The organism is Candidatus Omnitrophota bacterium, assembly GCA_023819145.1.
Lineage (GTDB): Bacteria > Omnitrophota > Gorgyraeia > DTHP01 > DTHP01 > JBFWKV01.
This window is the reverse complement of the sequence record JAMWCW010000015.1, coordinates 1-25582: the sequence shown is the minus strand read 5'-3', so window position 1 is coordinate 25582 and position 25582 is coordinate 1. Positions and strand designations below refer to the sequence as shown.

Annotated in this window: 23 protein-coding genes, 2 tRNA genes, 2 rRNA genes, 1 other RNA gene and 1 pseudogene; all 29 read right to left on the bottom strand. The window is 39.3% G+C overall.

Annotated features, from left to right (window positions below; genetic code table 11):
- Nucleotides 1-2854 (bottom strand): 23S ribosomal RNA (locus tag NC818_06975); the annotation flags it as partial.
- Nucleotides 2855-2944: 90 nt separating this feature from the next.
- Nucleotides 2945-3017, bottom strand: a tRNA-Ala gene (locus tag NC818_06970).
- A gap of 88 nt (nucleotides 3018-3105) precedes the next feature.
- Nucleotides 3106-3178: transfer RNA gene (locus tag NC818_06965), tRNA-Ile, on the bottom strand.
- 105 nt (nucleotides 3179-3283) lie between these two features.
- Nucleotides 3284-4870: ribosomal RNA gene (locus NC818_06960) — 16S ribosomal RNA — on the bottom strand.
- A 292-nt stretch (nucleotides 4871-5162) separates the two neighbouring features.
- On the bottom strand, nucleotides 5163-5732 hold the full coding sequence (locus NC818_06955) for a hypothetical protein (protein MCM8784484.1): 570 nt from the start codon (nucleotides 5730-5732) through the stop codon (nucleotides 5163-5165).
- Nucleotides 5733-5826: 94 nt separating this feature from the next.
- A complete protein-coding gene (locus NC818_06950) occupies nucleotides 5827-7137 on the bottom strand; it encodes a replication-associated recombination protein A (protein ID MCM8784483.1) in 1311 nt (436 codons plus the stop codon).
- 42 nt (nucleotides 7138-7179) lie between these two features.
- Nucleotides 7180-7339: non-coding RNA, 6S RNA (ssrS, locus tag NC818_06945), on the bottom strand.
- Nucleotides 7340-7676: 337 nt separating this feature from the next.
- Nucleotides 7677-9608, bottom strand: coding sequence for a hypothetical protein (locus tag NC818_06940; protein ID MCM8784482.1), 1932 nt, complete (start codon nucleotides 9606-9608; stop codon nucleotides 7677-7679).
- Nucleotides 9592-10077, bottom strand: coding sequence for a hypothetical protein (locus tag NC818_06935; protein ID MCM8784481.1), 486 nt, complete (start codon nucleotides 10075-10077; stop codon nucleotides 9592-9594). Before NC818_06935 ends, NC818_06940 begins: the two co-directional genes overlap by 17 nt.
- A gap of 8 nt (nucleotides 10078-10085) precedes the next feature.
- A complete protein-coding gene (locus tag NC818_06930) occupies nucleotides 10086-11045 on the bottom strand; it encodes an OmpA family protein (protein ID MCM8784480.1) in 960 nt (319 codons plus the stop codon).
- 80 nt (nucleotides 11046-11125) lie between these two features.
- A complete protein-coding gene (locus tag NC818_06925; protein ID MCM8784479.1) occupies nucleotides 11126-11545 on the bottom strand; it encodes a secondary thiamine-phosphate synthase enzyme YjbQ in 420 nt (139 codons plus the stop codon).
- A 5-nt stretch (nucleotides 11546-11550) separates the two neighbouring features.
- Nucleotides 11551-11937 carry an acyl-CoA thioesterase gene (locus NC818_06920; GenBank protein ID MCM8784478.1) on the bottom strand — a complete coding sequence of 129 codons (387 nt, stop codon included), beginning with the start codon at nucleotides 11935-11937 and terminating at the stop codon, nucleotides 11551-11553.
- Entirely contained in the window at nucleotides 11934-12407 is a 474-nt protein-coding gene (gene greA, locus NC818_06915; protein ID MCM8784477.1) for a transcription elongation factor GreA, read from the bottom strand. Before greA ends, NC818_06920 begins: the two co-directional genes overlap by 4 nt.
- A gap of 4 nt (nucleotides 12408-12411) precedes the next feature.
- Entirely contained in the window at nucleotides 12412-13308 is an 897-nt protein-coding gene (locus NC818_06910) for a phosphoribosylaminoimidazolesuccinocarboxamide synthase (GenBank protein MCM8784476.1), read from the bottom strand.
- 2 nt (nucleotides 13309-13310) lie between these two features.
- Nucleotides 13311-15197 (bottom strand): phosphoenolpyruvate carboxykinase (GTP), encoded by a 1887-nt coding sequence (locus NC818_06905; protein ID MCM8784475.1) that lies wholly within the window; start codon nucleotides 15195-15197, stop codon nucleotides 13311-13313.
- 129 nt (nucleotides 15198-15326) lie between these two features.
- Nucleotides 15327-16646 carry a YihY/virulence factor BrkB family protein gene (locus tag NC818_06900; GenBank protein MCM8784474.1) on the bottom strand — a complete coding sequence of 440 codons (1320 nt, stop codon included), beginning with the start codon at nucleotides 16644-16646 and terminating at the stop codon, nucleotides 15327-15329.
- A 68-nt stretch (nucleotides 16647-16714) separates the two neighbouring features.
- The gene (locus NC818_06895; protein ID MCM8784473.1) at nucleotides 16715-16882 is read right to left on the bottom strand and encodes a PLD nuclease N-terminal domain-containing protein; all 168 of its coding nucleotides are present in this window, start codon (nucleotides 16880-16882) and stop codon (nucleotides 16715-16717) included.
- A gap of 30 nt (nucleotides 16883-16912) precedes the next feature.
- Nucleotides 16913-17263 (bottom strand): hypothetical protein, encoded by a 351-nt coding sequence (locus NC818_06890; GenBank protein ID MCM8784472.1) that lies wholly within the window; start codon nucleotides 17261-17263, stop codon nucleotides 16913-16915.
- A 65-nt stretch (nucleotides 17264-17328) separates the two neighbouring features.
- Nucleotides 17329-17658: a pyrimidine dimer DNA glycosylase/endonuclease V gene (locus NC818_06885; GenBank protein MCM8784471.1), complete on the bottom strand. Its 330-nt coding sequence runs from the start codon at nucleotides 17656-17658 to the stop codon at nucleotides 17329-17331.
- Nucleotides 17659-17666: 8 nt separating this feature from the next.
- Entirely contained in the window at nucleotides 17667-18188 is a 522-nt protein-coding gene (locus NC818_06880) for a hypothetical protein (GenBank protein MCM8784470.1), read from the bottom strand.
- 52 nt (nucleotides 18189-18240) lie between these two features.
- Nucleotides 18241-18462, bottom strand: coding sequence for a hypothetical protein (locus NC818_06875; protein ID MCM8784469.1), 222 nt, complete (start codon nucleotides 18460-18462; stop codon nucleotides 18241-18243).
- Nucleotides 18463-18523: 61 nt separating this feature from the next.
- Nucleotides 18524-19069 (bottom strand): DUF996 domain-containing protein, encoded by a 546-nt coding sequence (locus NC818_06870; protein ID MCM8784468.1) that lies wholly within the window; start codon nucleotides 19067-19069, stop codon nucleotides 18524-18526.
- Nucleotides 19070-19102: 33 nt separating this feature from the next.
- Nucleotides 19103-19525: an EamA family transporter gene (locus NC818_06865; protein MCM8784467.1), complete on the bottom strand. Its 423-nt coding sequence runs from the start codon at nucleotides 19523-19525 to the stop codon at nucleotides 19103-19105.
- 365 nt (nucleotides 19526-19890) lie between these two features.
- Nucleotides 19891-20376, bottom strand: coding sequence for a ferritin (locus NC818_06860; GenBank protein MCM8784466.1), 486 nt, complete (start codon nucleotides 20374-20376; stop codon nucleotides 19891-19893).
- 419 nt (nucleotides 20377-20795) lie between these two features.
- A pseudogene (locus tag NC818_06855) lies at nucleotides 20796-21122 on the bottom strand (DMT family protein).
- Nucleotides 21123-21182: 60 nt separating this feature from the next.
- The gene (locus tag NC818_06850) at nucleotides 21183-21596 is read right to left on the bottom strand and encodes a hypothetical protein (protein ID MCM8784465.1); all 414 of its coding nucleotides are present in this window, start codon (nucleotides 21594-21596) and stop codon (nucleotides 21183-21185) included.
- Nucleotides 21597-21804: 208 nt separating this feature from the next.
- Nucleotides 21805-24435, bottom strand: a complete 2631-nt coding sequence (locus tag NC818_06845) for an HAD-IC family P-type ATPase (GenBank protein ID MCM8784464.1) — start codon at nucleotides 24433-24435, stop codon at nucleotides 21805-21807.
- Between the two features lie 244 nt (nucleotides 24436-24679).
- Nucleotides 24680-25099: a type II toxin-antitoxin system death-on-curing family toxin gene (locus NC818_06840; GenBank protein MCM8784463.1), complete on the bottom strand. Its 420-nt coding sequence runs from the start codon at nucleotides 25097-25099 to the stop codon at nucleotides 24680-24682.
- 7 nt (nucleotides 25100-25106) lie between these two features.
- Entirely contained in the window at nucleotides 25107-25364 is a 258-nt protein-coding gene (locus tag NC818_06835) for a helix-turn-helix domain-containing protein (GenBank protein ID MCM8784462.1), read from the bottom strand.
- Between the last annotated feature and the right edge of the window lie 218 nt (nucleotides 25365-25582).

The window sequence follows — 25582 nt, the reverse complement described above, 5'->3', positions numbered from 1 at the left end:
CCTGCGGGTAAGCGGCATCTTCACCGCTACTACAATTTCGCCGAGCCCCCCGTTGAGACAGCGCCCATGTTGTTACACCATTCGTGCGGGTCGGAACTTACCCGACTAGGAATTTCGCTACCTTAGGCATTTATGTTAGCTCTAGATCGCTCTAGAGATCGGACTATATCTTTCCACCATAATCAGTGGCGAATTTGGCATATAGTCTCTGAGGATTCTTTTAGGGTAGAGAGTATATAATCTTGGGAATATTTACGTTGTTTACCTTTTTGATTCATGCTACAAGCAATCTCCACTATCCTTACTAACCCTTCTCGGGTTAGATGCTCTTTTCTCTGCATTCTCTCAAGAATTTCTTTAAATTTAAGATAATCCTCATATTTCTTTGAAAGAATTTTGTATTTTTCAAAGAATGGAATTATCTTTTCTTGCAGAGTCCTTCGATTATCCACCATATAGACCATTGTATTACTGGAAGGAGATTTTGGTTTTATTCTTCCACATTTTAATGTATCTCTGATTATTTCCAGAATTCTTATGTTATCTCGATGTTGATAGACCTGGAATGCAGGATCAACAACCCATCCAAAGCGCATCGCCGGATGAGGTTTGAGAGACACATTAAAACTTCCTTCTCCATCTATAAACCCTGCAATATAAAACCGAAATTCTCGAGACCCTAAAAGCCTTTCCTGCTGGTAATCTGCACTCATACATTTTCACCTCCTCGGTAGCATGAGATACTCCAGATGTTCCAGCATATAGCCAAATTTTATAACGGCCTTTGTCAGGTAGCTTTGACTTCAACCGTTATAGTTACGGCCGCCATTCACCGGGGCTTCAGTTTGAGACTTCTCCTCCGAAATCGGAGAATAATCTCTCCCCTTAACCTTCCGGCATTGGGCAGGTGTCAGTCCCTATACGTCGTCTTGAGTCTACGACTTTGCAGAGACATGTGTTTTTACTAAACAGTCACATGGGCCTCTTTACTGCGATCCCGAATGGCTCAACTTGCAAGAAGCCTTACCTTTCGGGACACCCCTTTTCCCGAAGTTACGGGGCCATTTTGCCGAGTTCCTTAACGAGGGTTCTCTCGAGCGCCTTACCATATTCTGGCTGTCTACCTGTGTCGGATTACGGTACGAACACTCCTTCGATTCGCCATCAAGGCTGTTTCTCGGCAGTAGAGCATCAGCCAGTTTGCCCTCTCCGTAGATCAGGCTCCCTTACACCCCTCATCCGCCACGATTAATGGTGGACTACAGGATTGGACCCCGTAAGTCTGCACGGGGCTGGCTTAGCTTCCTGCGTCACCTTTAGGCTTGCTGCTTACGCCGCGCATCAAAGAAGTGGTGTCGGAATATTAACCGACTATCCATCGCCTACGCCCTTCGGCCTCAGCTTAGGCTCGACTAACCCTGGGTGGATTAACCTTCCCCAGGAAACCTTAGACTTTCGGCGTCCCGATTTCTCGTCGGGATTTTCGCTACTTATACCGGGATTCTCTCTTCCACTCACTCCATTCCGATTCGCATCGGAACTTCACTGCGGTGGAATGCTCCCCTACCTCCACCACTGAAACAGTGGCGGATCACAGCTTCGGTAGTAAACTTAGCCCCGATTATTGTCGGCGCAAAATCGCACCCCGATTACTCGGGGTAATCGACCGGTGAGCTGTTACGCACTCTTTAAATGATGGCTGCCTCTAAGCCAACATCCCGGTTGTCTACGCGATTTCACATCCTTTTCCACTTAGTCTACATTTAGGGACCTTAGCTGGTGATCTGGGTTGTTCCCCTCTCGACCACGGACCTTATCGCTCGTAGACTGACTCCCGAGATACAGGAAAATGGTATTCGGAGTTTCGTTGGGTTTGGCAACCTGGTAGGGTCCCTAGCCCATCGAGTGCTCTACCCCCACTTCCCAATCTCGAGGCTAACCCTAAAGTTATTTCGGGGAGAACTAGCTATCCCTGGGTTTGTTTAGCCTTTCACTCCTACCCACAGCTCATCCCACAGTTTTTCAACACTGACGGGTTCGGACCTCCTCTCGATGTTACTCGAGATTCATCCTGGCCATGGGTAGATCACCCCAGCTTCGAGTCTACCCCGCACAACTCATCGCCCAGTTAGGACTCGGTTTCCCTACGCCTACCCCCGAGGATTCGGGGTTAAGCTCGCTGTACAGGAGTAACTCCCCGGCTCATTATGCAAAAGGTACGCCGTCATCCCGCCAAAAGCGGGACTCCGACCGCTTGTAAACTTATGGTTTCAGGTACTATTTCACTCCCCTCGCCGGGGTACTTTTCAGCTTTCCCTCACGGTACTATTGCACTATCGGTCAGAAGCAAGTATTTAGCCTTGGCCTGTGGTCAGGCCAGCTTCCTACGGGGTTTCTCGTGTCCCGTAGTACTTGGGAATTTATCCCAGGAGGTTTAGTCTTTTTCGTCTACAGGGCTCTCACCTTCTTTGGCTACCTTTTCCAAAGTATTCAACTAAAGACTAAATTTCTGACCTCCCGAAGAAACTTTTGGTCTCTTCCGGATAAACCCCGCAACCCCCGCTATTGAAACAATAGCAGGTTTAGGCTGTTCCCTTTTCGCTCGCCGCTACTAGGGGAATCCCCTGCGGTTTCTTTTCCTCAGGATACTGAGATGGTTCACTTCTCCTGGTTAGCTTCTCTTATCTATATATTCAATAAGAGATATACCGAGATGAATCGGTATGGGTTTCCCCATTCGGAAACCTCCGGATCAAAGCCTGTTTGCGACTCCCCGGAGATTATCGGAGCTTACCCCGTCCTTCGTCGCCTGCTCCTGCCAAGCCATCCACCATAAGCTCTTAGTAGCTTGACCACAAATTTTGCTCGGCTTACCCTTCTACCAAATTTTCAAAGAACGAAAATCTATTTTTTCTTTCTCTATTAATTTTCTCTTGTCGGCTTTTGGAGATGGCGGGAGTTGAACCCGCGACCCCTTGAATGCAAATCAAGTGCTCTCCCAACTGAGCTACATCCCCATTCCTTTTGTTTCCCAAAAGGAAATTCAAAATCCTGATTTCGGATTTAAATATTCGGGTTTCTGAAATTCTTTTGAAAATTCCAGTATGGGCCCAACTGGGATCGAACCAGTCACCCCTGCGTTATCAGCACAGTGCTCTGCCAACTGAGCTATGGGCCCCAAAAAATCACTGCCCACTTGCTCTCTCGTTAAATCGTCTAAAAATTAAAAAGCAATATTTAACAAATTTATAAATAGCCAAGCTCCTCCTTTTTTTCTCCTTAGAAAGGAGGTGATCCAGCCCCAGCTTCCGCTAGGACTACCTTGTTACGACTTAGTCCCTCTTGCCAAACACACCTTGGGCACCTCCACCTCCGATTACTCGGAGTTAGGTCAGCGACTTCAGGTGCATTTGACTCAAGTGACTTGACGGGCGGTGTGTACAAGGCCCGGGAACGTATTCACGGCGGCATGGCTGATCCGCCGTTACTAGCGATTCCGTCTTCATGGAGTCGAATTGCAGACTCCAATCTGAACTGAGGGAATTTTTTAGGGATTTGCTCCACCTTGCGGCTTAGCTTCCCGTTGTCTTTCCCATTGTAGCACGTGTGTAGCCCAGGGCATACAGGCCATACGGACTTGACGTCATCCCCACCTTCCTCCTTCTTACAGAAGGCAGTCCCCTTAGAGTGCTCTTACCACTAAAATAATGGCAAGGTGGCAACTAAGGGCAAGGGTTGCGCTCGTTGTGGGACTTAACCCAACACTTCACAGCACGAGCTGACGACAGCCATGCAGCACCTGTGCAGGCTCCCGACTTAACGGGTGGTCCCCTTTTCAGGTTCCTACTTCCTGCATGTCAAGCCCTGGTAAGGTTCTTCGTGTAGCATCGAATTAAACCACATGCTCCACCGCTTGTGCGGGCCCCCGTCAATTCCTTTGAGTTTTAACCTTGCGGCCGTAGTCCCCAGGTGGGGTACTTAACGCGTTAGCTCCGGCACCCCCGTTTAACCGAGGATACCTAGTACCCATCGTTTACGGCTAGGACTACCAGGGTATCTAATCCTGTTCGCTCCCCTAGCTTTCGCATTTCAGCGTCGGTTTCGGTCTAGGAAGCCGCCTTCGCCACGGGTATTCTTCCCGATATCTACGCATTTCACCGCTACACCGGGAATTCTACTTCCCTCTCCCGAACCCAATTCTGCCAGTTTTCCGGGCAGTTCTTCAGTTAAGCTGAAGGATTTCACCCGGAACTTAACAGAACGCCTACATGCCCTTTACACCCAGTGAATCCGAGTAACGCTTGCCACCTCCGTATTACCGCGGCTGCTGGCACGGAGTTAGCCGTGGCTTTCTCTGTCCGTACAGTCAATCTTGGACAGTTATTTACGGTCCAAGAGTTATTCCGGACTAACAGCGCTTTACATCCCGAAGGACTTCATCGCGCACGCGGCGTCGCTGCGTCAGGCTTTCGCCCATTGCGCAAGATCCTCGACTGCTGCCTCCCGTAGGAGTCGGGGCCGTGTCTCAGTCCCCGCGTGGCTGACCGACCTCTCAGTCCAGCTACCCGTCATCGCCTTGGTAGGCCATTACCCTACCAACTAGCTGATAGGACGCAAGCCCCTCCTCTAACGATAGCACTCCGATTGCTCAAAGTTAAGCCATCTTTGTCTCCACAGACTTAGGTCTCTCGAGACACATCCGGTATTAGCCTCGTTTTCACAAGGTTGTCCCGGTTTAGAGGGCAGGTTACTTACGTGTTACTCACCCGTTTGCCGCTATCCACCATATTGCTATGGCGGACCGCACGACTTGCATGTCTAATCCACGCCGCCAGCGTTCACTCTGAGCCAGGATCAAACTCTCCATCAAAAAAATTTAAATGAGGGAGTCGCTTGGCTATTTTTTCAAAGAACAGAAATAAAAAAGGCATCGTGACGATGCCTTTTAGAATTTCAATACATCCTCACGCACAAATTAGTTAACCAAATTTGTCAAGAGAACCTTTCAATTAGTTCTTCCTTTTTAAGGTGAAACAGATTTTAGCAAACTTTAAAATTTTTGTCAAGTATTTTTTGTAATTGACTTCTCCTTTTTAAAAAATATATCACCAAATTACCGAAATGTCAAGCATGGCTGTACGCTTAGAAACTAAAGAATTGACTTATTTACCCTGTGTCCCTTTACCTTTACCTTTACCTTTACCTTTTCCCACCTCTTGTACTGCTTCTTCAGCATCTTCAGAAAAACCTTCACCTTTTTTCTTTTCTTCTCTTTCTCTCCATTGCTTACGCAGCTGAGCTCTTTCTGTTTTTCTTTTTCTCACTGCTTCATGCACGCGAGCAGCAAGGTCCTTACCTTTAAGCCCTTCTGCCTGTGCCTGATGTGCTGCCTGCGAAACAATGTTTCCTGCTACTTTAGGATCCTCTCCATCTTTTACCAACTCATTCATGGAATTTACAGAATTTTTTAATTCCTTACCCTTCATTCCCTTTTTGGAAAGACCGGCAATAGTATTTCGCAATTCTTCTCTCTTGGCACCTCTTTTTAACATCTCTGTTGCCGGTTTCTTAACCGCATTCACATCTTGAGGGGGTACCCCCTCCTGTTCTAACTCTGTCTTAAGCTGCTCAAATTCTGCCGCAATGTTTTCTCCTTCCGCACTCGCTAAACCCATTACCAACCACGAACCTAAAACAAAAAGCAATCCTAATCTTAACAAAATTTTGTTCATCTTCCCTCCTTTCTTACAAATTGTTATTTTTACTTCTCATTAAGATAACGAGTGAGGAAAATTTTGTCAAGCTTAGAATAAAACCTCACCCTCGTTATTCTAATTTTTTAAGTTTTTGTAATTTTTCTTTAATTTTCTTCTCTTCGCCGATATCCGAAGGAGAATAATAATTCTTTTTCGCTGGCATATATTCCTGTTTTACAAAATGTTCTTTATAATCGTGAGGATATTTATATCCCTTACCATGCCCCAATTTATCTGAACCTTTATAGTGGGTATCGCGCAAATGCAAGGGAACTTCTTGAGTTCTTTCCTTAGCAACATCTTCCATTGCCTTTTCAATCGCCAGATATGCCGAATTTGATTTAGGCGCAGTAGCAATATAAGTAACTGCCTGTGCAAGGGGAATGCGGCATTCTGGCATGCCCAAAAATTCTACTGCTTGGAAACAACTGGTCGCAATTAACAACGCCCTAGGGTCAGCATTGCCCACATCTTCGACTGCACAGACGAGAATTCTTCTCGCAATAAAAAGGGGATCTTCTCCTGCGTAAAGCATTTTTGCCAACCAGTATAAAGCAGCATTGGCGTCTGAACCGCGCATGGCTTTAATAAAAGCAGAAATAGTATCATAATGACCATCTTCATCTTTGTCATAAACTATTACCTTCTTCTGAATTGATTCCTCAGCAATCTTAAGAGTAAAATTTATTATACCATTTTTATCAGGGACAGTTGTAAGTACTCCTATCTCCAAAGCATTTAAAGCGCGGCGCGCATCCCCTTCGCAAACCCTTGCCAAATGTAAAAGAGCTTGCTCTTCTACCTCCAGAAGAAACTTTCCTAATCCTCGTTCCTTATCTTTTATTGCCCTTTTTAAGATTACCAAAATTTCTTCTTCAGAAAGCGGATTAAGCTGAAAAACAAGTGAACGAGAAAGAAGTGGAGAAACCAAAGAGAAGAATGGATTATGGGTAGTAGCACCCACAAGTATAGGATTCCCTTTTTCTAAATCGGGCATCAAAACATCCTGTTGGGCTTTATTAAAACGATGAATTTCGTCAATAAATATTATTGTTTTTATATTATGCAGTGCATATCGTTGTCTTGATTCAATAATTTTTTCACGTAATTCTTCTACATTGGAGGTAGCAGCATTAATGGTAACAAAATAGGAATGTGTTACTTTACTGATGCAATAAGCAAGGGCAGTTTTTCCACACCCCGGTGGTCCGTAAAGAATAAGTGAAGAAATTTTATCTGCTTCGATTGCCCGACGCAGTAACTTGCCTTCTCCTAAAACATGCTTTTGTCCTACAAATTCATCTAAACTCTTAGGACGCATGCGCACTGCAAGGGGGGCATTTTTAAACTCTTCTCTCCTCTCATTCTTAAATAAATCCATCTTTTAATCAGAGTAATCCGCGTATTTAAAATCTGTTCTTAAAAAATCCCCGCTACTGCCGTGTAGACGATATACCTTGAACCCGGTTTCCCAGGTGGGTGCCCTGTTACCACGACCAAAGCCGAGGTAAACTCCAAGCTCCCTATGAAATGATTGTTGGCTCAAAGTTTATCATCTTAAAACACGCACAGAGCAGGGATGTTTTAATTTTACAACAAAAGGAATTATTAGGCAAGAATTTTTTGTTATTTGGTATACTAAATTATATTTAAATTTTTCTTTGGAAACAGCAATTTAAAAGGCGTATCCTTCTTTTATACAAACCTTATTAACGCGGGCCTTTTTATTGGGCTAAAGATCTGACTACTGACAGGTAGAGAAAGGAGTATGCCTCTGTAATACTTAGTCTTTGATGCTAAATTAACACAAGGGTGGAGACGTGCAGAGGAATCGCTCAGGGATCTCTACACTCTCTGTAATCGTTTCCATAGAAGGAATAACACAAACCTTAAACTTTGTCAAGGGATAATTATTTTTTCTTATCCACCAAAGGAAAGCAAGATATTAAAGGTATGGCGAGGATCAGCCATTCCTGCTGGGAAATTGGGATAAGGCCCGGCGGATTTTACGCACTGGATTGCAAGATTTTTTAAGTAAGGGTCTACTTCTCCTACTACTACCGGTTCTCCGTCCAGAGTCCCATCAGCTTTTAAAGTAAAGAATATCTGCACATCTCCTTTGGTCCCAATACCGATATAATTCTTGGAAACATAATTCATCAACCTCTCACTTAAACCCAGATAATATTCATTGACCACATCTGCCTTTTCGATTCTTTCTAATGCTTTTGACGCCTCGCGCATTGCAGATTCTTGGGGTAAAGCTTTTTTCTCCTCGGGAAAGAGAAGCTCCCGCATCTTCTCTCGACCAGTAGGTTCTTCTCGAGGAGTTTGCTCTTTTTCTAATGCTAACCTCATCCCTCTTTCCGGGGCTCCTTCCTCACCAATAACAATGTGCGGGGTAAGAAGAATTACCAGCTCTGACTTCTCTATCTTATCAGTTTTTGTGCGGAATAAATTTCCTAGTAAAGGAATGTCTCCTAAGAAAGGAACCTTGGTTACACCTCTTTTTTGTTTATCTTTTATCAATCCCCCCAAAAATACTGTCGCCCCATCTTTGACCATAATTGTAGTCTCTGCTTCTGTTGATTTAACCAAGGGGACTATCTTTTGTGTCCCCTCTCCTCCCGTTAAGATCTTATCTTCGGCTTCACTAACTTCAGGTTTTATCTTCATGGTAATAAACCCTTCTTCATTAATGGTAGGAGTTACATTGAGTTTCACTCCTACATCAATAAAGGTAACTTGGTCTCTTACCGTTGGCCTTCCTGATTGATCATAAGTTGTTTCACTGGTAAGAAACGGCCTTTTTTCTCCTACCAGAATCTTTGCTTCTTGGTTATCCGCAGCGGTAATTTTGGGAGTAGAAAGAATATCCGTCTTTCCAACGGTGTTCAATAACTTTAGAAATCCTTTATACTCTCCACCTTCAAGTAAATCTGTATCGGGTGCGGCCTTCCCAACGTAAAACGGTCCTACCATCCCATCAGTAAACTGCATTCTGAATTCTTTTCCTAACAACGCCTTCCAATCTACACCCAGCTGGTAATCATCACTTAAAGTAATCTCAATAATCTTTGCTTCAATTAGAACCTCTTTAGTTTTCGCATCCAGTTGAGCTACAATTTTTCTAATCTCTTCTATCTTCTGAGGTGTATCGGTAACAATTATCTTATTTGTCCTTTCATCAATTTTTGCCTGACCTGTTCCTTTGGTAACCAATTCTGTCAGGCGAGGCTCTATGTCTTTTACTTTTGCATAATTAAAGGCAAAAACCTCGGTTTTAATAGAAACATCCATCCGTTCAATAGCTTCACTCATTAAAGCAATGGAAGTAGGATTATCTAACATCACCACGCTATTAGAACGTTCATCGGCAACAACCTTACCAATTCTACTCTTTATCTCGTTGAGTGCTTTTGCGGCATCTGCAGCAGAGGAATACTTTAAATGAACCACTTTTATCTGTGTCGGTTCACGAAATTTCCTGCCGTATTTTACCTCATAATCTCTATCAGTCATTACGTTAACGATATTTCCCTCTTTCTCATAAGCAAGTTCATTTGCTGCCATAATTATTTCAAAAGCATTTGCCGCATCCACATCTTTTAGAAATATGGTCACATTTCCCCTTACATTTTTACCCGCTACAATATTTAGTCCTGTCTGCATCGAAAATATTTTTAAAACATCTACAATATCCATTCCCTTGATATCTAAAGAAATTTTTTTACCTCTTAACTCACTTACCAATTCAGAACCCTGCTGCGCAGAGGAAGATAAATAAAATAACAAAATAAATATAAAGAGTAAGATTATCTTTCTTGATGTTCTATTAAAGGAATAATTCAAAAGTTTCACCTCCATAGTTAAGTTTAACTTTATTCCCAGAAATCTCTTCCACTTTCAAATTATCCTGTCCCTGTCCGCTATAAAGAAAATAGGTCTGATTAGTCTTTTTATTTAAAATAATTGCCTGAGGATTTGCCCCAGCAGCAATACCTAATAGTTGGAAATCGGAAGGATAAATACGATTAGGATGTTGGGTGGCGGTATCTGGAGAAACAACCTTCTCTTGGGACAAGGTTCCTTTAAAAAGTTGGCGTTTGCGCACCGCCTGTTCGTATTGTTTAAATTGAGGGATAGGTTTAAGGTCATCAATCGTAACCGTCCTCTCTTGTTCCTCACTAGATGTAATTAATATCTCTTTTGTCTTTCCTAAATTTAGGAAAATATCCAGGAGAAACCACCCCAATAATAGAAGGAATATTCCCAAGAGTATTTTATTGAGTTTCTGCCATTCTATTTTCTCTATATTCATAGAGAACTTTATTCCACAGGAATAATAATTTTTAATCCTGGCTTTAATCTCCCTGGGTCTTTAATTCTTTCTTTATTCAACTCGTAAATATATCTCCAGCGATGACCACTTCCCAATTCCTTCTCTGCTATCTTCCAAAGTGAATCTCCTTTTTTAACCGTGTATTCACGGGTAGAAACTTTAATTTCACCCTCAAGGACCTGTTTCTCTTCTTCTAAAAATTTAGTTTCATCAATGGGTTTTGCTGAGGGAGGGATATCGCTGGGTGCAGGAAGCATTATTTCTTCTACCTCTGCAACCATAAACTGGGCATTTCTATCTTTCTGCATTCCTACAAGGTCGGTTATGGGAGCTACTGCATCCAATTTCCCCCTACTAATAATCCTAATCCGCTTTTCAGCAATTCCATGTCCAATCATATATCTCTTCACTGCTTCCGCACGTTGTCTACCCAATTTCAGATTATAAGACTCTGGCCCCCGCATATCGCAATTACCGGTAATCAAAATGTCCGCTTGGGGATTTCTCTGTAATGCTTTTAATGCCGAATTTAATACCGGTATCGCATCCTGTCTAATCTCTGCTTTATCAAAGTCAAAATATATCTTAACATTCTTTATTATCTTTTTAAGTAACAGAGAAGGCCTTAATTCCTGAGGTTGGGGAGGAGGAAGTTCTTCAGCTTTATAATCATAAATAATTTTGTATACATAAATATAACCTCGGTTTCCCCAAGGCCTCACCTCTCCAGGAGTAGTAGGCCACCACCAGTATCCTCCTCTCTCTTGGTCCTTCACTGGTCCAGGTTGGGCATCCGTAGGCCACCAAGTAAAGCGTTTCTGTAACTCTTCCAGTTCACGCTTCCTTTTCTCTTCCTTATCTGAAGCAAATAAACAGTTATCAATAACTAAAGATAAAACTAAAGTTATAAACACCACCTTACTTAAACTTTTCCACTTCCTCATCATCTCACCTCCTTTTTAGAATTTCCAACAATCTTTCTTCTCAATTCTACTACTTATATCTATCAATATGCAAGAAGAAAAAATTATTCTCCCATCATTTGCAACACAATTTCCCGTTTACGAGGATGATTATCAAACTCTGCCAAAACCACTTGTTGCCAAGTACCAAGGAGAAGCGTACCTTTTTCAAAAGGAATAGTTAAAGAAGGGCCCTGAAGCGCTGACCTTATATGACTAAATCCGTTAGCGTCACCCCAAGTATCATCGTGATGATAATGTTTACTCGAGGAAGCAATCTTCTCATAAATTTCTTGCATATCACGGATAAGTCCCGGTTCATACTCAAAAGTAGTAACCGCTGCTGTCGAACCCGAAACAAATACCGTAAGACTACCTTCTCTTAACCCCGAAACTTCCAAAGTCTGTTTCAAAATAGGAGTAATGTTTATTAGGTCGGGATTACCTTTTGTCTTTAATTCAATCTTTTTTGTAATTACTCTCATTTCATTCAAGTTGAAGCGCTAATTAATTTTCGAATGTCTTCAGGGATGGGTTGAGGTTTAAACTCCTGACAAACACAGGCAAGCGTTGTTTTGGCTAAGGTAATTAATTTCTTAAACTGATTTTTTACTTCATATTCAAACTCTATTCTTACCTTATCAACTCTACTCAAGCGGGTCTCGATTTGAAGCACATCGCCGTAAAAAGCAGGTGCTTTATAACTAATTTCCTGATACACTACCACAAACTGAATCCCTTTTTTAATTAATTCCTTTAAGAAAATTCCTCGCTCTTCCAAAAACTGAGTCCTTGCTTCCTCTAAGAATTTTAGATACTCAGCATAATAAACCACGCCCCCACAATCAGTATGATGATAATAAACTCTTATCTTCAATCTCTTGCAATTCTCAATATCTTATACCGCAAAATGCCTGCGGGAATCTTAATCTCTACCACTTCACCTTCTCGACGTCCCAATAGTCCTTTCCCTACCGCTGAATTAATCGCAATTTTCCCTTCCTTATAGTCTGCTTCTAACTCTGAAACCAACGTATACTCTACCTCCTCTTCTTTATCCAAATTTTTTAATCTAACAGTTGCACCGATGAGAACTATGTCATCAGGAATATTTTCTTCATCTATAATTCGCACGTTACTCAATTTATCCTCTAATTCTATAATGTTTCTTTCGTTTTGTGCTTGGGCCTCTTTTGCAGAATCATACTCTGCATTTTCAGAAATATCGCCGTGCGCACGGGCCTCCTGTAGAGCTTTGACAATTTCTTTCCGTTTCACAGTTTTTAAATACTGAAGTTCTTTCAATAATTTTTCATACCCCTTTCTGGTTAAATAAACTTCTTTCATTTTATCAGACTAAATTTACTTCCTCTCCGGTTAACATCTTGAGTGCTTGAATATATTTCTCACTCGTTTTCTTGACTATCTCCTGGGGTAGTTCGGGGGCAGGAGGATTTTTATCCCAATTTAAACTATCTAAATAGTCTCGCACAAATTGTTTATCAAAACTCGGCTGCGGCCTTCCCGGCTGATAACATTCCTTTGGCCAAAAACGCGAAGAATCCGGTGTAAGCACTTCGTCAATAAGGATAATTTCATCATTATAAATACCAAATTCAAATTTCGTATCGGCAATAATTATCCCTTTTGCTTCTGCATAGGCACTTGCTTTCTTGTATACCTTAAGACTTATTTCTTTTATCTTCTGCGTAATATCTCCTCCTAATTTCTTTTCTATAAAATCTTGCGTAACATTAATATCATGCCCTACCTCTTCTTTTGTAGCAGGTGTAAAAATAGCGTCGGGCAACTTGTCTGACTCCTTTAGACCGTGAGGCAATTTTATGCCGCAGATGGATTTTGTATTCTGGTATTCTTTCCAAGCAGAACCCGAGAGATACCCCCGTACCACGCACTCCACCGGTATCGACTTTGCTTTCTTAACCATCATTGAACGACCATCCAAAATATCTTTGTACTTCTTTAACTCTTGAGGATATTTCTCCATATCTGAAGTAATCAAATGGTTAGGTATAATGCTTTTAATAAAATCAAACCAGAATAGAGAAAGCTGAGTCAGTACTCTCCCTTTATAAGGGATACAAGTAGGGATAACTACGTCAAAACAAGATATTCTATCGGTAGAAACAATCAAAAGCCTATCTCCAAAATCATAAACATCGCGCACCTTGCCTCGTTTAAATAGTTCGAGTTCTGGAAAATCTGTATTCTTTAAAATATGCTCTATCTTCATACTATGGGAAAATTATCGGGGATTATATATTCTCCAAATTCTTTTTTTGCTTTAAGTAATCGCTCTTTTTGTTCCTCAATAATTATAGAAACTTCTTGTGGGGAATCTATGACTTTGGTCTGCAAAAATACTTTTATCCGCTCAATCTTATGTAAGTTCTCCTCCACACGTAGAGAAAACTGCCTTCTGTAGTCTTCTTTAGAATAATCTTTATGCAAAACTTGTTTAAAAAGAGCTTTGAGGTCTTCATAGAGAGGAATGAGCCCGGTGGGTGTCTTTCTCGCCTTCACATCACCATTTGCTCTCAACTCCATCCATTTTACCCAAACGTGTTTGTCCTGTCGGGCATTTAAGAATTCACCTGTCTTTAAATCGCGCAAGAAATAGTTTGCCCCAAACACCAAAGGAATTTTCTTTAATTTTCTTCTAAAGGAAAGATAACTCTTTATGTATTCTCCTAAGGATATGGAAACAAAGTCTTGAATACTCATTATATTAATTTCACGTTTACCTTCTTCTTCTATGAGTGCGAAAGTTGTTTCGGTCTCTAATCCGACACCGTAAGCAACAATTCCCTGTTCCCAATTATATCCTTCCTGCACTGGAAAGTACGCCCGATAGTCTCTTCCTCCAAACATTATTCCCGAAAGCACTACGCCATTAGGGTCTTCTAAGGAAGAATCACAATTAGGCAAAGCTTTTAACGACACCGTATAACGGGCATTCTTATGCGAAGGAAGAATCTTTTCTCCCTCTTCATTAACTTTACCTTCATACCAATAGCCGGTATAGTTTATCCCTTCCTTAGGCAATTCTTTCCCCATTCCCAACCACCAGGGCCGGGCATCTTTTATGAGAATATTACTAAAAATAATTTCTCCCGGAGAATTTAAAATTTCATAAATTAAAGGGTCATCACGTGGATTTACATCTTGGATAATTCCAAATATTCCTTTTTCTACATTTACCGCCCGACACTCCCCATTTATCTCTCTCACATAAGCAATATCATCCGCAAGAATCTTTTCCCCAGGAAGCATAGCGGTGGATGTTTTACCACAGGCGGAAGGAAAAGCTCCAGCGAAATAGGTTTTTCTACCTCCCGGTCCGTGAACTCCCATAATCATAAAGTGTTCTGCCAACCAACCCTCTCGATATGCTTTTCTAATCGCCAATCTTAGAGCAAGTTTTTTAAAACCAATAGAATTACCCGCATATTGCGTATTAACACTATAAACGGTGTTATTAATGTAATCAATATAAATTCTCTTTTTCTCCCAATCGAGAGAAACCTTATTTTCACTCAATCTTCCTGCAGAATGCAGAGTTTTAAATATATCCTTATTCTCACCTATCTTACAGAACATCTGATAACCTTCACGATAAAGCAAATCTACGGAATGTGCCACATACCAAGAATCTGTACATTCCATGCACGGGATACTAAAAACAGAATCGACCGGACCTAAAGATAAAAATCTGACAATCATGGTTTTGTTAACCATCGCATCTTTAAGTAGAGAAAAAATCTCTTTTAACCCTTCTTCTCTTTCAATCTGATTCAACGCAGGACTTAATTTATCTCCTTGGGGAACAAGAAATTTGGTGGTCTGGCGATCTCTCCCTTGGTCCTCTGGACCATCAAAATGAAAAGTGTGTCCGGGGGTAATCAAAGCACTCGACTCCTCGCCAGAAACAATAGCCATATTCTTAATATGGGCAATTTCATCAGGAGTATCTGAACAGACGAAAACTTCTTTAGGTTTACAGAGTAGAATCGCTTCATAAATAAGTTTATGAACATCGGCGTGCTGTATGTTTTTAAGTTTTTCTAACTCAGTTTTTCTTAACAGAGAATCTAATTTTTTCAGATATTCATTCATCCTCAAAACTCTCTTTTTATTTAATTTTCAAGTGCGAGATTATACCATAGTGATTATGTTTAATAAAGAAAATTCTTACTTTTTTTAATTGCTAATTGCCGTTTATGAATGGTATTTTTTTGAATAAAATCAAAGGTCTTTCAGTAGTAGATTAGCAGGAGATTTTTCGGTTATCTCTCGAAGTTTGTTGAGTGAATCGGATAGCTTTGTCATTTCGGCTGTCTGAATAACGGGAATGTTATCTACGCCATATCTTTCCAATTGTTCCACTACATAGCGTATATTTAAACGGTCAACATCCTGTGCAGGTTGGTAAAGTAGAGTCCTCTCGTCTTCACTTTTTATCTCAATAATAATTCCTGCCTCTCTTAGACTATTTAGAACATCTCTGGTTAGACGAATAGGAATTTCTAAATAGCGCGATACCTCTACTGCTGAAAGAGGTTTTTCTGCTTTAACAAATCTTTTCACTAAGAGAGCAGCAACCAGTAGAGAGACAAGCATCTTAAAAGAGTGACTCACTTTCAAACAATCCTGTTCAAATTCATAAGTATGCACATTCTGATGAGCAAAGGCGAGTTCTGCTCCAAAAAGAAGAACAAGCCAGCTGGTGTGTAACCAAACAAGAAAAAGAGGTAACGCCGCAAAACTTCCATAGATGGCATTTATCTTCGCCACTCCAATTTGAAAATTTATATACAACCACTGAACCATTTCGTATATCGTCCCACCGATGATCCCTCCTAATAATGCAGATCGGAAATTTACTCTGGTGTTAGGTATAAAGATATAAATAAAAGTAAAGAGGACCCAGATTATACAGTAAGGTAAAAGTCCAAGCACAAAAAATATAAAACCACTTATATCGGCTAAGAAATGGATACGGGAGACAATCATCTTTAATTGGGTGCTCAAGAAAACAGTTATACTCCCTGAGATAATAAGAAGAATTGGGCATACCAACATTATCGAAATATAATCGCTAAAACGACGAACAAAAGAACGCATTTTCTTTACTCCCCAAATATCATCAAAAGAACGCTCTACATTAGTAAGCACTTTTATCACTGTCCAAAAAAGAATAATTACGCCAATACCTGCAATCATTCCTCCGCGAGTCCTCTCTAAAAGGGCATTGGCAAAGTTTATTATCCTTACCACAACTTCTCCGTGACGAGAGAATCGTTCCAAGAGTTGCGTTTCTAAAGTTTTTTCCAAACCAAACCCCTTAGCAATTCCAAAAACTACCGCGAGCATCGGAACTATGGAAAGAAGCAAATAATAGGTAAGCGCAGCTGCTCTCAACTGACACTTATCCTCATAGAATCCCCGAATTGCCAGAAGAAAAATCCTTAACTGCGTAATAAAGAAAGAACGTTTACGTGGTAATTTATCTGCTTTTATCCGCCAAATATCCTCGTTTATAAAATCAAGGGTCTTTTTTATCATTCTTGTCTTAAAATAAAAAAGAAGAGAGAAGGGTAAAATAAACCCCTTCTCTCTCAATGAATTAAGAATTACTTTTTTCTACCAATTATAAAATAGAGAATCATACCCACAAGAGGAAGAACCAAGATAAGAATAACCCAAAGAACCTTAAGCCCCGTACTCAGTTTACCTTTTATAGCATCTACTATCGCAATGATATCAAGTACCAGAACCACCAATCCTAACAAACCTGTCATCTTAACCTCCTTTCTTTTAAAATAAAAAGTTTATTTACTAAAATCAGTAATCTTACTTTTTAAGTCATCTACCTTCTTTTGGGCAAGAGCAGCTAACTGTTCCTTTGCTTTCTCTAATAAACTCTTTGCTTCCTGAGAATTTTTGTCCAGATTGGCAAGGATATATTGAACAATATCTATTGTCTGTTGGAAATCCTTGGAATTATAGAATGCTTTTGCCTGTTGAAGAAGATAGTTGATTTTCGCTTCTACGGTAGTTAAAGTCTTGGCAAAATCAACCGCATCTTTACTTGAGGCAGCTTTTTTCTGTTTGGTGCAGCCGTAGGTGAAAAAAGTAAACATTAAACCAATAACTAAAACTGTTCCTATAAATCGTCTCATATATTCATCTCCTTTCTTTTATTAATTCTACATAATTCACTTTGGGATTGCAAGAAAATTATAAATTAAACTTTGCAACCGCATTTTTTATTGCGCAGAATCAATCTTTGTCGAGCAATGGAATCTAAAAAAGTGTTTTGGGTTTTCTTTCCTTGAACAAAACACAATCCTAACCTACTCTTATGCCTAAAATTCCTCTTCTCCATTTCTTCTACCAAAAGTCTATGTCTTAAAAAAAGTGCCTTTAACTTCCCCTTCCAGCGCAACGTTTCGGGGTGTTTACTATAACCCTTTTTGTTTTGGGTAAGAATCGACCAGATAGCATGAAGTTCGCGATGCTCACCTAAGAGATGTTTGGAGCAAAGAAACTTCGGATGGATATCCCATATTCTCATAAGATATATTATTTTTTACTTAAAATTCCTTTGAAAAAATTAACTCCCCCTACCACGCCTAATCCCAAATATCCCCAGAGCGTTAACCAAAGCCCTACGCCTATCCGCGCATTCAAAACCAATTTATCTAAATCTGTTGTCTTCAGTTCATAAGCACCGAATACAAAAATAATTATTCCCGTTATAGCCAGAATTAAGTTAAACCATCTATTTACCCCTAAAAATAAACTGAGTAGAAATATGATTATCGCCAGAAGAGGAACTCCCCAAATTAACCAACTCTTTTTATCGGCATTAGTAACCTTAGGGTTAAAAATTTTAATTACACTTATCGCTAAACGGGCGTCTGAACTATTTGTCAAAAGAGGAACAGAGAAACCACTAATGTTGGATATCTCTGTCTGACGCTTTCCCGTAAGCACTTTCGTAATCCCTCCCACCATCTTTGACTCCACATGTACCCAAGGTAAAAAGAAAGCAATAAAGATAAGAACTGTAATAACTAATATCACTAAATTTTCCTTTTTCATAATCCCTCCTTTCTTTGAGGTTAAATATTAAATCTTATTCTAAAAACAAGCTCTATCTAATGTTTCGCATCGGCACCGGAGTCTTTCTGCAACTAAATCCCACATAAATCCCTATGGCAGAAATAAGCAAGAGAATGAAAAATATTATATAACCAAAAACCATTAATTTTTTAGGCTGAACTTTGGTTATAGCAACTAATACAAAGAAACTTAAGGTTAATAGTATCGCCGCATAAATTAGTGCCGATAGCCACATATATCCAATGCTAAACATAATCCCTCCTTTATATATATAGAGGTTAGAGTTTAGTAAAATAAATCGTCTCTTTCTTCTTTCATATAGTTCTTTGTTCTTCGATTATTCTTTCCGGCATATGCCAAAAAGCAATTGCCATAAGAATTCCGCTTACAAAGAATAAAATAAAACCGATTAAGATTATTGCAGTAATCCCACCCCACATTACAAAATTAGCCGCAAGATTAAACAGCTCAAGGTCAAAATGCTTTCCTAATAGTTTGTAACTTCTTGAATAATAATAAGAACTAATTATTAAAATTAACCAAAATATAATAATCCCTGCTATAACGCCCAAACTCATGCTCTGCACTGTTGGTTTATTTTTAGTAATAAATAGGAGAGAAAAACCAATTCCGGAAATTAATGCAATCATTATCCCCATGAGACTAATAACAAAACCAGTGAGGTATTTACTAAATATGTACTTATTTTTCAAAATGCTGGATAGCTTATAAAAGGCAATGATTAAGAGAACCTTACCTGCAATGTGCGTTAAAAAACCAAAATAAGGGACTATGGTCAAAAGGACAAGTATCGCTCCAATTCCTCCGATGTATTTAATCTGTCTCAGAGAATTTTCCATCTTCCTCCTCCCTCCCGATTTCAAAAATAAATGTTACTTAAAAACAATAATCAACGTTCCACAGATAATCAAAAAAATTCCCAGCCAATGATAAATAGCAGGCCTTTCTCTTAAGAATAAAACTGAAAGTAATACTGCAAAGGCTATACTCAGTTTATCAATAGGCACTACCAAAGAAACGGGTCCGGTTTGTAGAGCACGATAATAGCAAATCCAAGATAAACCCGTAGCCAGAGCAGAAAGAATTAAAAAAACCAAGCTTTTGTGGTCTATTTCTAAAGGATTAGCCCATTCGCCACGGATAGTGAGTAAAAAAGAAAGAAGAAATAAAACCACTACCGTACGTATAAAGGTAGCCAAATTAGAGTTTATATTCTGGACTCCTATTTTACCCAATAACGCCGTTAAGCCTGCAAAGAGTGCTGAAGATAAAGCAAATATTTTCCACTCTACCATTTTAAATCATCCTCATTTTTTTTATTTAAAATTTAGATACAAAACTCTTGTTTTTGAAAAAGCATATTTATTTCTATCTATTTTTATTATATTCTGATTATCAATTTTTGTCTATAAATTTAAATAAAGTGAATATAAAACTAAATCTCTTGCTATTTTTTCCCCGCTGTCTCGCGGAAATTAATTTATTTTAAAGCAATTAATGTAGAGAAAGATATCTTGAGGAATAATCTGGCAGGAAAGTTAACCCTTCCCACCACGGAACTGTAAAAACTTATCTAAAATAAATATAACTAACCTCGCCAATCACAACAAAAGAAAAATATCATCTCCGCGGCGGGAAGTTTTTTATTTCACTATCTATTTTACTTCTGTGACATATCATTTAGCAATGCTTCTAAATCCTCTTCGTGCTCAATCTCGTCTTCCATTATTTCCAGCGCCAGATGATAAGTAACTACATCTTTCTCTTTAGCCACTTCAGAAAGTCTCTTGTAAACCTCGATGGCACACTGCTCTCCTTTGATATTTTGTTTTAAAATAGCTTTTACCGAAGGATTTTCCGGCGCATCGTAACCGCAGTTTGTCTGCTTATACCACTCTTCAGGTTTCAGTATAGGAGTTCCTCCTAATTGAATAATCCTTCCCACCAGCATCTCTGCATGTTTAAGCTCCTCTCCCGCATGCTGTTCCAACTCTCCTACTACTGCTCCCCGCATCTGTCCACACGCTACCTTCGCCCCTATCCAATACTGATAATAAGCAAGCCACTCATCGGCTAATGCTTTGTTCAATAAAGTAACAATCTTTTTAACATCTGCACCCACTAACGCTCTTGCTTTTGTGCCCATTCTCTTCCCTCCTTTCTTTTTTATCTACAATATTATCTCACACCAGTAAAAATTATCTACAACTCTATTCCTTTATCAAATGCCTCATGCCTCATCCCCTAAAAATGTTTGTTATTCTTATCTCTTATTCCCCTCACCCCCTTTCAGAAAAATCAGATTCCCTCCTTGAGGCATTTGCATCAGAAAGATTTATGCTAAACACTGCGGAAGATCACTAAAGACAATCCTCTGAGAAAAATCCTCTGCTTAAAGCTTTATCCTTTATTTCTCCTTTAGGTGGGATTAGAAGAAGATTTTAGAACAAAAATTCGGAAATTGCAAGGAAATTTTGCAGTAATAAGCTTCTCAAGTTGTCCTCTGTTTATTCGACCGAAGTTAAAATCAGCTATTACACTAAAAGATAGTTAAGCCCCTTCTCCTTACTTCTTAAAAATGATAAAAACCGCTGCTATAATCAAAATAAATCCTACGATATAATTCCATTTAAGTTATTCCTTGAGATAAAGAATAGAAAAAATACTAAAAATAGCCAGAGTAATTACTTCTTGAATAGTTTTAAGTTGCGCTGTGGAAAACTGATAATGACCTATGCGATTAGCGGGAACCTGAAAGCAATATTCTACAAACGCAATAAGCCAACTGATAACAATGGCTTTTAGCAAAGGAGAATTTTTGTATTTAAGATGTCCGTACCAAGCAAAAGTCATAAAAATGTTAGAGATGGTTAAAAGAATTACCGTTCGCATATCCTCCCCCCTCTTCTTACCAAATTGTTAAGATTATACTTTTATCATGTTAGAACTTTCTTATTTAAAAAAATCAAAATATAAAGCAATGATGAGGGCAATTGCTGAAGAAGCAAATATCAAAAAATAATTAATCCTATCTTTGTTAGAACTTAGTGCACAAAACAAGGAAGTTATCAATTGGCGGTCTGCTTCCGTGAGCTTCTCCCCTTGTAACACTTTATTTACAAGATCTCTTTCTGCCAGCAGATTACTACGCGTTTGCTCTATTCTAAATTTGTAAACAAAAAAAATAAAAAAACCAAAAACACCCACATACCAGGCAATCTGTCCATAAACAGGTCTAAAATGTGCTAATACCGTAACTACACGTATCGCTATAGTAGCAATCATGCCGACAATAAAAAATATCCAAGAACTAAAATCATCCCGACAGTGCTTATAACTCAGGCAATTCCGACATTTCTTAAACACCAACTATCCTCCTCCTCCAAATATTGGCTATAATATAACTATAGAATTAGTGGTTGTCTAGTGGGAATAATCGGTTAGGTTCGTTATTCTCGTTGTGTTCGTTATATCCGTTTGGCTCGTTATTTTCGTTTCGTTCGTTTTGCGCTTTTTGCTTTAAACTTTGTACCGCTCAACTACGGCTTAAGCTTCACTTCCTCTGGATACACGCTTATCTTTTAACAACCACAGCTGGTTGCCATTTCCCACTACTGAACAAATAAGGAAAGAATTTCTTTCTTAGAGTCTCTAATATAAAAATTAATACCCCTGGTAAGAGTACCAAAAACCATCCCCTATACGATAAGGAAACGGTATTAAATAAAGGTTGCAAAAATGCTATATACACCACCAGGATTTGTAAAATAAAAGCAATTAAAACTGCCTTAATTAAAACCCTATTTTTAAATATTCCCAATTTAAAGATGGTTATCTCATCAGACCTCGCATTAAAAGCTACTAACCACTCGAATAAAACTATACTACAAAAGGTTATGGTGCGCGCTTCTTGAAGACCAAAGCTATTCAAACTAAATCTAAACACTAAAAAAACTCCAATACTTAAAGAAAATGCTAAGAATATAATGCGCATTGCCATACCGGGATAGATAAGTCCCACTTTGGGATGCCGGGGTGGAAAATTTAGTTCATTACCTACTTTTGGCTCAAGCCCAAGAGGTATGGCAATTAAGGCTCCAGTGACAAGATTTATCCAGAGAATTTGTATTGGAAGAAGCGGTGTTTTGCCCGTAAAAAATACAGAAAGTAAAAGTGTAAACAATTCCCCAAAGCAGGTAGTAAGTAAAAATAATACTGCATTGCGCAGACGATTAAAAATCACTCTTCCTTCCTCTACTGCGGAAACAATAGAAGCAAAATTATCATCAGCAAGCACCATATCCGCTGCTTCTTTGGCCACATCTGTTCCCGCTACACCCATCGCTATACCGATATCTGCTGCTTCTAAAGCCGGCGCATCATTTACTCCATCTCCAGTCATAGCTACAATATTACCAAGACTTTTAAACGCCTTTACAATTTTTAATTTATGCAGTGGCTCTATGCGTGCAAAGACCGAAACGCTCTTAGCTTTTTCTCTTAATTCCTCGTCACTCATTTTAGAAAGGTCCTCACCTGTAAGAACCTCTTCTGTAGTTATGCCAATCTCTTTGGCAATTGCCTCAGCAGTTAACTTGTTGTCACCCGTTACCATAACTACTCTAATACCTGCTTTTTTGCATAAAGCAACAGACTTGATGGCTTCCGGCCGAGGAGGATCAATCATACCTACAAGACCTGCGAAGTTCAGTTTACCCGATATATCCTCTTCAACAAGAGATTCTTTATCGGCGGGAAATTCACAATAACCAAATGCCAACACACGCAGAGCATCCTCTGCCATGGTATTAACTTTATCTAAAATTTTTGACCGCGAGATTTTGTCTAAATTACTAAAAGACAAAATTTTTTCTGGAGAGCCTTTGACGTACGCTATGCATTTATTTTCTTTCTTATTGAGCGTTGCCATATACTGTTTTTCACTCTGAAAAGGAATCTCACTTATGCGGAGGAAAGATCTTTCAAGCCTAATTTTATTAAAACCTGCTTTAGCACCAATTACTAAAAGTGCTACTTCTGTGGGGTCGCCAATAAACTCTTCTTTACCATGTTCATCCTTGACTTTCGCATCATTACACAATACTGCGATTTCTAACATCTTCTCTAACTCTCTATCTTTTAAGAGCTGGGCTTTTACCTCAATCATTTTTGAATCATACCAAAGCCTTTTTACGGTCATCTGATTCATAGTGAGAGTGCCGGTTTTATCAGTGCAGACAACGGTAGCCGAACCCAAAGTCTCTACCGCAACAAGCTTTCTAATGATGGCGTTACGCCTTGCCATCTCACGCATTCCCACCGCCAAAACCACGGTAACTACTGCTGGTAATCCTTCAGGAAGCGCAGCAACTGTTGCTGCTACCACCAACATAAAAATCTCAACCCAGTTTAATCCTTTGCTTATGCCAATAATTTTAAGAATGACCACGATGCCGATTGTAATAAAAATCATCCATTTACCCAGGGTATGGATACTTTTCTGCAGAGGGGTTTTGGGAGTTTTTATCTCTTTTAAGGCAGAGGCAATTTTCCCTATTTCTGTAATCATGCCTGTGGCGATAACCACCGCGGTTGCCCTACCGTAAGTAACGGCTGTTCCCATATAAAGCATATTTTTTCGCTCAGCAACTGAAGTATCTTGAGAAACTTTAACAGCGTGTTTGTCAACTGGAACAGACTCACCAGTTAAAATAGACTCATTCACCTTAAGACTTGCCGACTCAATAATTCTTGCATCCGCAGGGATTTTATCTCCAGCCTCTAAGATAATAATATCACCGGGAACAAGTTCTTTTGAAGGAACTATCTCTATCTTCCCTGCGCGTTTAATTTTGGCTTTGGGACTAGCAAGTTGTTTCAATGCTTCCACAGCCTTTGCGGCGCGTGCCTCTTGAATAAAACCAACAACTGCCATAAAAATAATTACTCCTAATATCACAAATGCATCAGTAAAACTTGACAACCAAAACTTAATCACGGAGGCAACAATAAGGATATAAACCAAAGGATTAAGAAATTGTCTTAAAAAAATTGATAATAGAGACGCTCTCTTTTTTGTGGCAAGTTCGTTGGGCCCGTATTTCTTAAGGCGTTCCCTTGTCTCATCCTCTTTTAATCCTTCAGGTGAACTCTTAAGAATGTTCAAAACTTCTTCCAATCCTAAAGCATGCCATTTCTGTTCCATAATATTTTTAAACCTCCCTGTCTCTTCTACGATCCCCACGTGCAAATATCAGTTGTAATTATATCTTTAAACTTTGTGGTTGTCTATGGTAATAAATAGGTTGGGTCCGTTAATTTCGTTATCCTCGTTAGGTTTGTTAATTTCGTTTAGTCCGTTGGGCTGGTTTATTAGGAAAGGCGATTACTATCTTGAAGAAGGTAGAATTTCCTGAAGGCATAGGAAAGCGTCTGAAAAAGAAAAAAATTTATTCCAAACTAACCATATAGGTCTTAATAAATTTCTCAATAGCTCTCACTGTCTCATCCTTTAACTTTGCAGGGCTTGAAGCGATCCAGGTAGCAAAATTATATAATTCTTGATTATCAACCTTCAACCATTTCTTATTCTTATAAAGTAGAACAAATAAGGTAGCCATCGCAATGCGTTTGTTGCCATTTTGGAAAGGATGATTCTTAATCATTAGATAAAACAAAATAGATATCTTCTGAATTAATCCTTTATACAAAGATTTTTTGGCAAAACTTTGCAAAGGTACGGCTAAACAACTTTCTAAAATATTTGGGAAACGCGTCGCAAATGCGGGAATTGGCTCATCAAAATCCATAGTTTCTTTGGCTAATCTAAAAGCAATATACTCTACTTCTGCAATAGAAATAAACTTCATAAAAGAATTATTCTTTTCCTAAAAGACGTAAGGTTTCCCCATAATCTTTAACTGTCTTTTTTACCGCGGCATCAATCTCTTCTTTTTCCTTCTGGCTTAAGGTCTTTCCGATAATCTGAAGGATAGATCCCTTAGGAATAACAAAATTTTTGCCTACTCTTATCGCCCTGATTTGGCCCTTTTTGATTTTCTTAAATACTGCCACCCTACTGATTCCCAAAATCTTGGCTAATTCGTTTGTAGTTATAAGTTCTTTATTTTCCATAAATTTATCTCGTTAACTCCTTATATTATGTTAACATTTGTTAACTTTACTATCAAAGGTTAACATATTCTGGGATATGTGTCAAGGAAATTTTCCCCTCCACCGTGCAAATATCAGTTGTAATTATATCTTTAAACTTTGTGGTTGTCTATGGTAATAAATAGGTTGGGTCCGTTAATTTCGTTATCCTCGTTAGGTCTGTTAATTTCGTTTAGTCC

Coding starts and splice junctions, on each gene's coding strand:
- NC818_06955 (MCM8784484.1), bottom strand. CDS start 5,732: ATGAACAAAATTTTGTTAAGATTAGGATTGCTTTTTGTTTTAGGTTCG.
- NC818_06950 (MCM8784483.1), bottom strand. CDS start 7,137: ATGGATTTATTTAAGAATGAGAGGAGAGAAGAGTTTAAAAATGCCCCC.
- NC818_06935 (MCM8784481.1), bottom strand. CDS start 10,077: ATGAATATAGAGAAAATAGAATGGCAGAAACTCAATAAAATACTCTTG.
- NC818_06930 (MCM8784480.1), bottom strand. CDS start 11,045: ATGATGAGGAAGTGGAAAAGTTTAAGTAAGGTGGTGTTTATAACTTTA.
- NC818_06925 (MCM8784479.1), bottom strand. CDS start 11,545: ATGAGAGTAATTACAAAAAAGATTGAATTAAAGACAAAAGGTAATCCC.
- greA (MCM8784477.1), bottom strand. CDS start 12,407: ATGAAAGAAGTTTATTTAACCAGAAAGGGGTATGAAAAATTATTGAAA.
- NC818_06905 (MCM8784475.1), bottom strand. CDS start 15,197: ATGAATGAATATCTGAAAAAATTAGATTCTCTGTTAAGAAAAACTGAG.
- NC818_06900 (MCM8784474.1), bottom strand. CDS start 16,646: ATGATAAAAAAGACCCTTGATTTTATAAACGAGGATATTTGGCGGATA.
- NC818_06895 (MCM8784473.1), bottom strand. CDS start 16,882: ATGACAGGTTTGTTAGGATTGGTGGTTCTGGTACTTGATATCATTGCG.
- NC818_06890 (MCM8784472.1), bottom strand. CDS start 17,263: ATGAGACGATTTATAGGAACAGTTTTAGTTATTGGTTTAATGTTTACT.
- NC818_06885 (MCM8784471.1), bottom strand. CDS start 17,658: ATGAGAATATGGGATATCCATCCGAAGTTTCTTTGCTCCAAACATCTC.
- NC818_06880 (MCM8784470.1), bottom strand. CDS start 18,188: ATGAAAAAGGAAAATTTAGTGATATTAGTTATTACAGTTCTTATCTTT.
- NC818_06875 (MCM8784469.1), bottom strand. CDS start 18,462: ATGTTTAGCATTGGATATATGTGGCTATCGGCACTAATTTATGCGGCG.
- NC818_06870 (MCM8784468.1), bottom strand. CDS start 19,069: ATGGAAAATTCTCTGAGACAGATTAAATACATCGGAGGAATTGGAGCG.
- NC818_06865 (MCM8784467.1), bottom strand. CDS start 19,525: ATGGTAGAGTGGAAAATATTTGCTTTATCTTCAGCACTCTTTGCAGGC.
- NC818_06860 (MCM8784466.1), bottom strand. CDS start 20,376: ATGGGCACAAAAGCAAGAGCGTTAGTGGGTGCAGATGTTAAAAAGATT.
- NC818_06845 (MCM8784464.1), bottom strand. CDS start 24,435: ATGGAACAGAAATGGCATGCTTTAGGATTGGAAGAAGTTTTGAACATT.
- NC818_06840 (MCM8784463.1), bottom strand. CDS start 25,099: ATGAAGTTTATTTCTATTGCAGAAGTAGAGTATATTGCTTTTAGATTA.
- NC818_06835 (MCM8784462.1), bottom strand. CDS start 25,364: ATGGAAAATAAAGAACTTATAACTACAAACGAATTAGCCAAGATTTTG.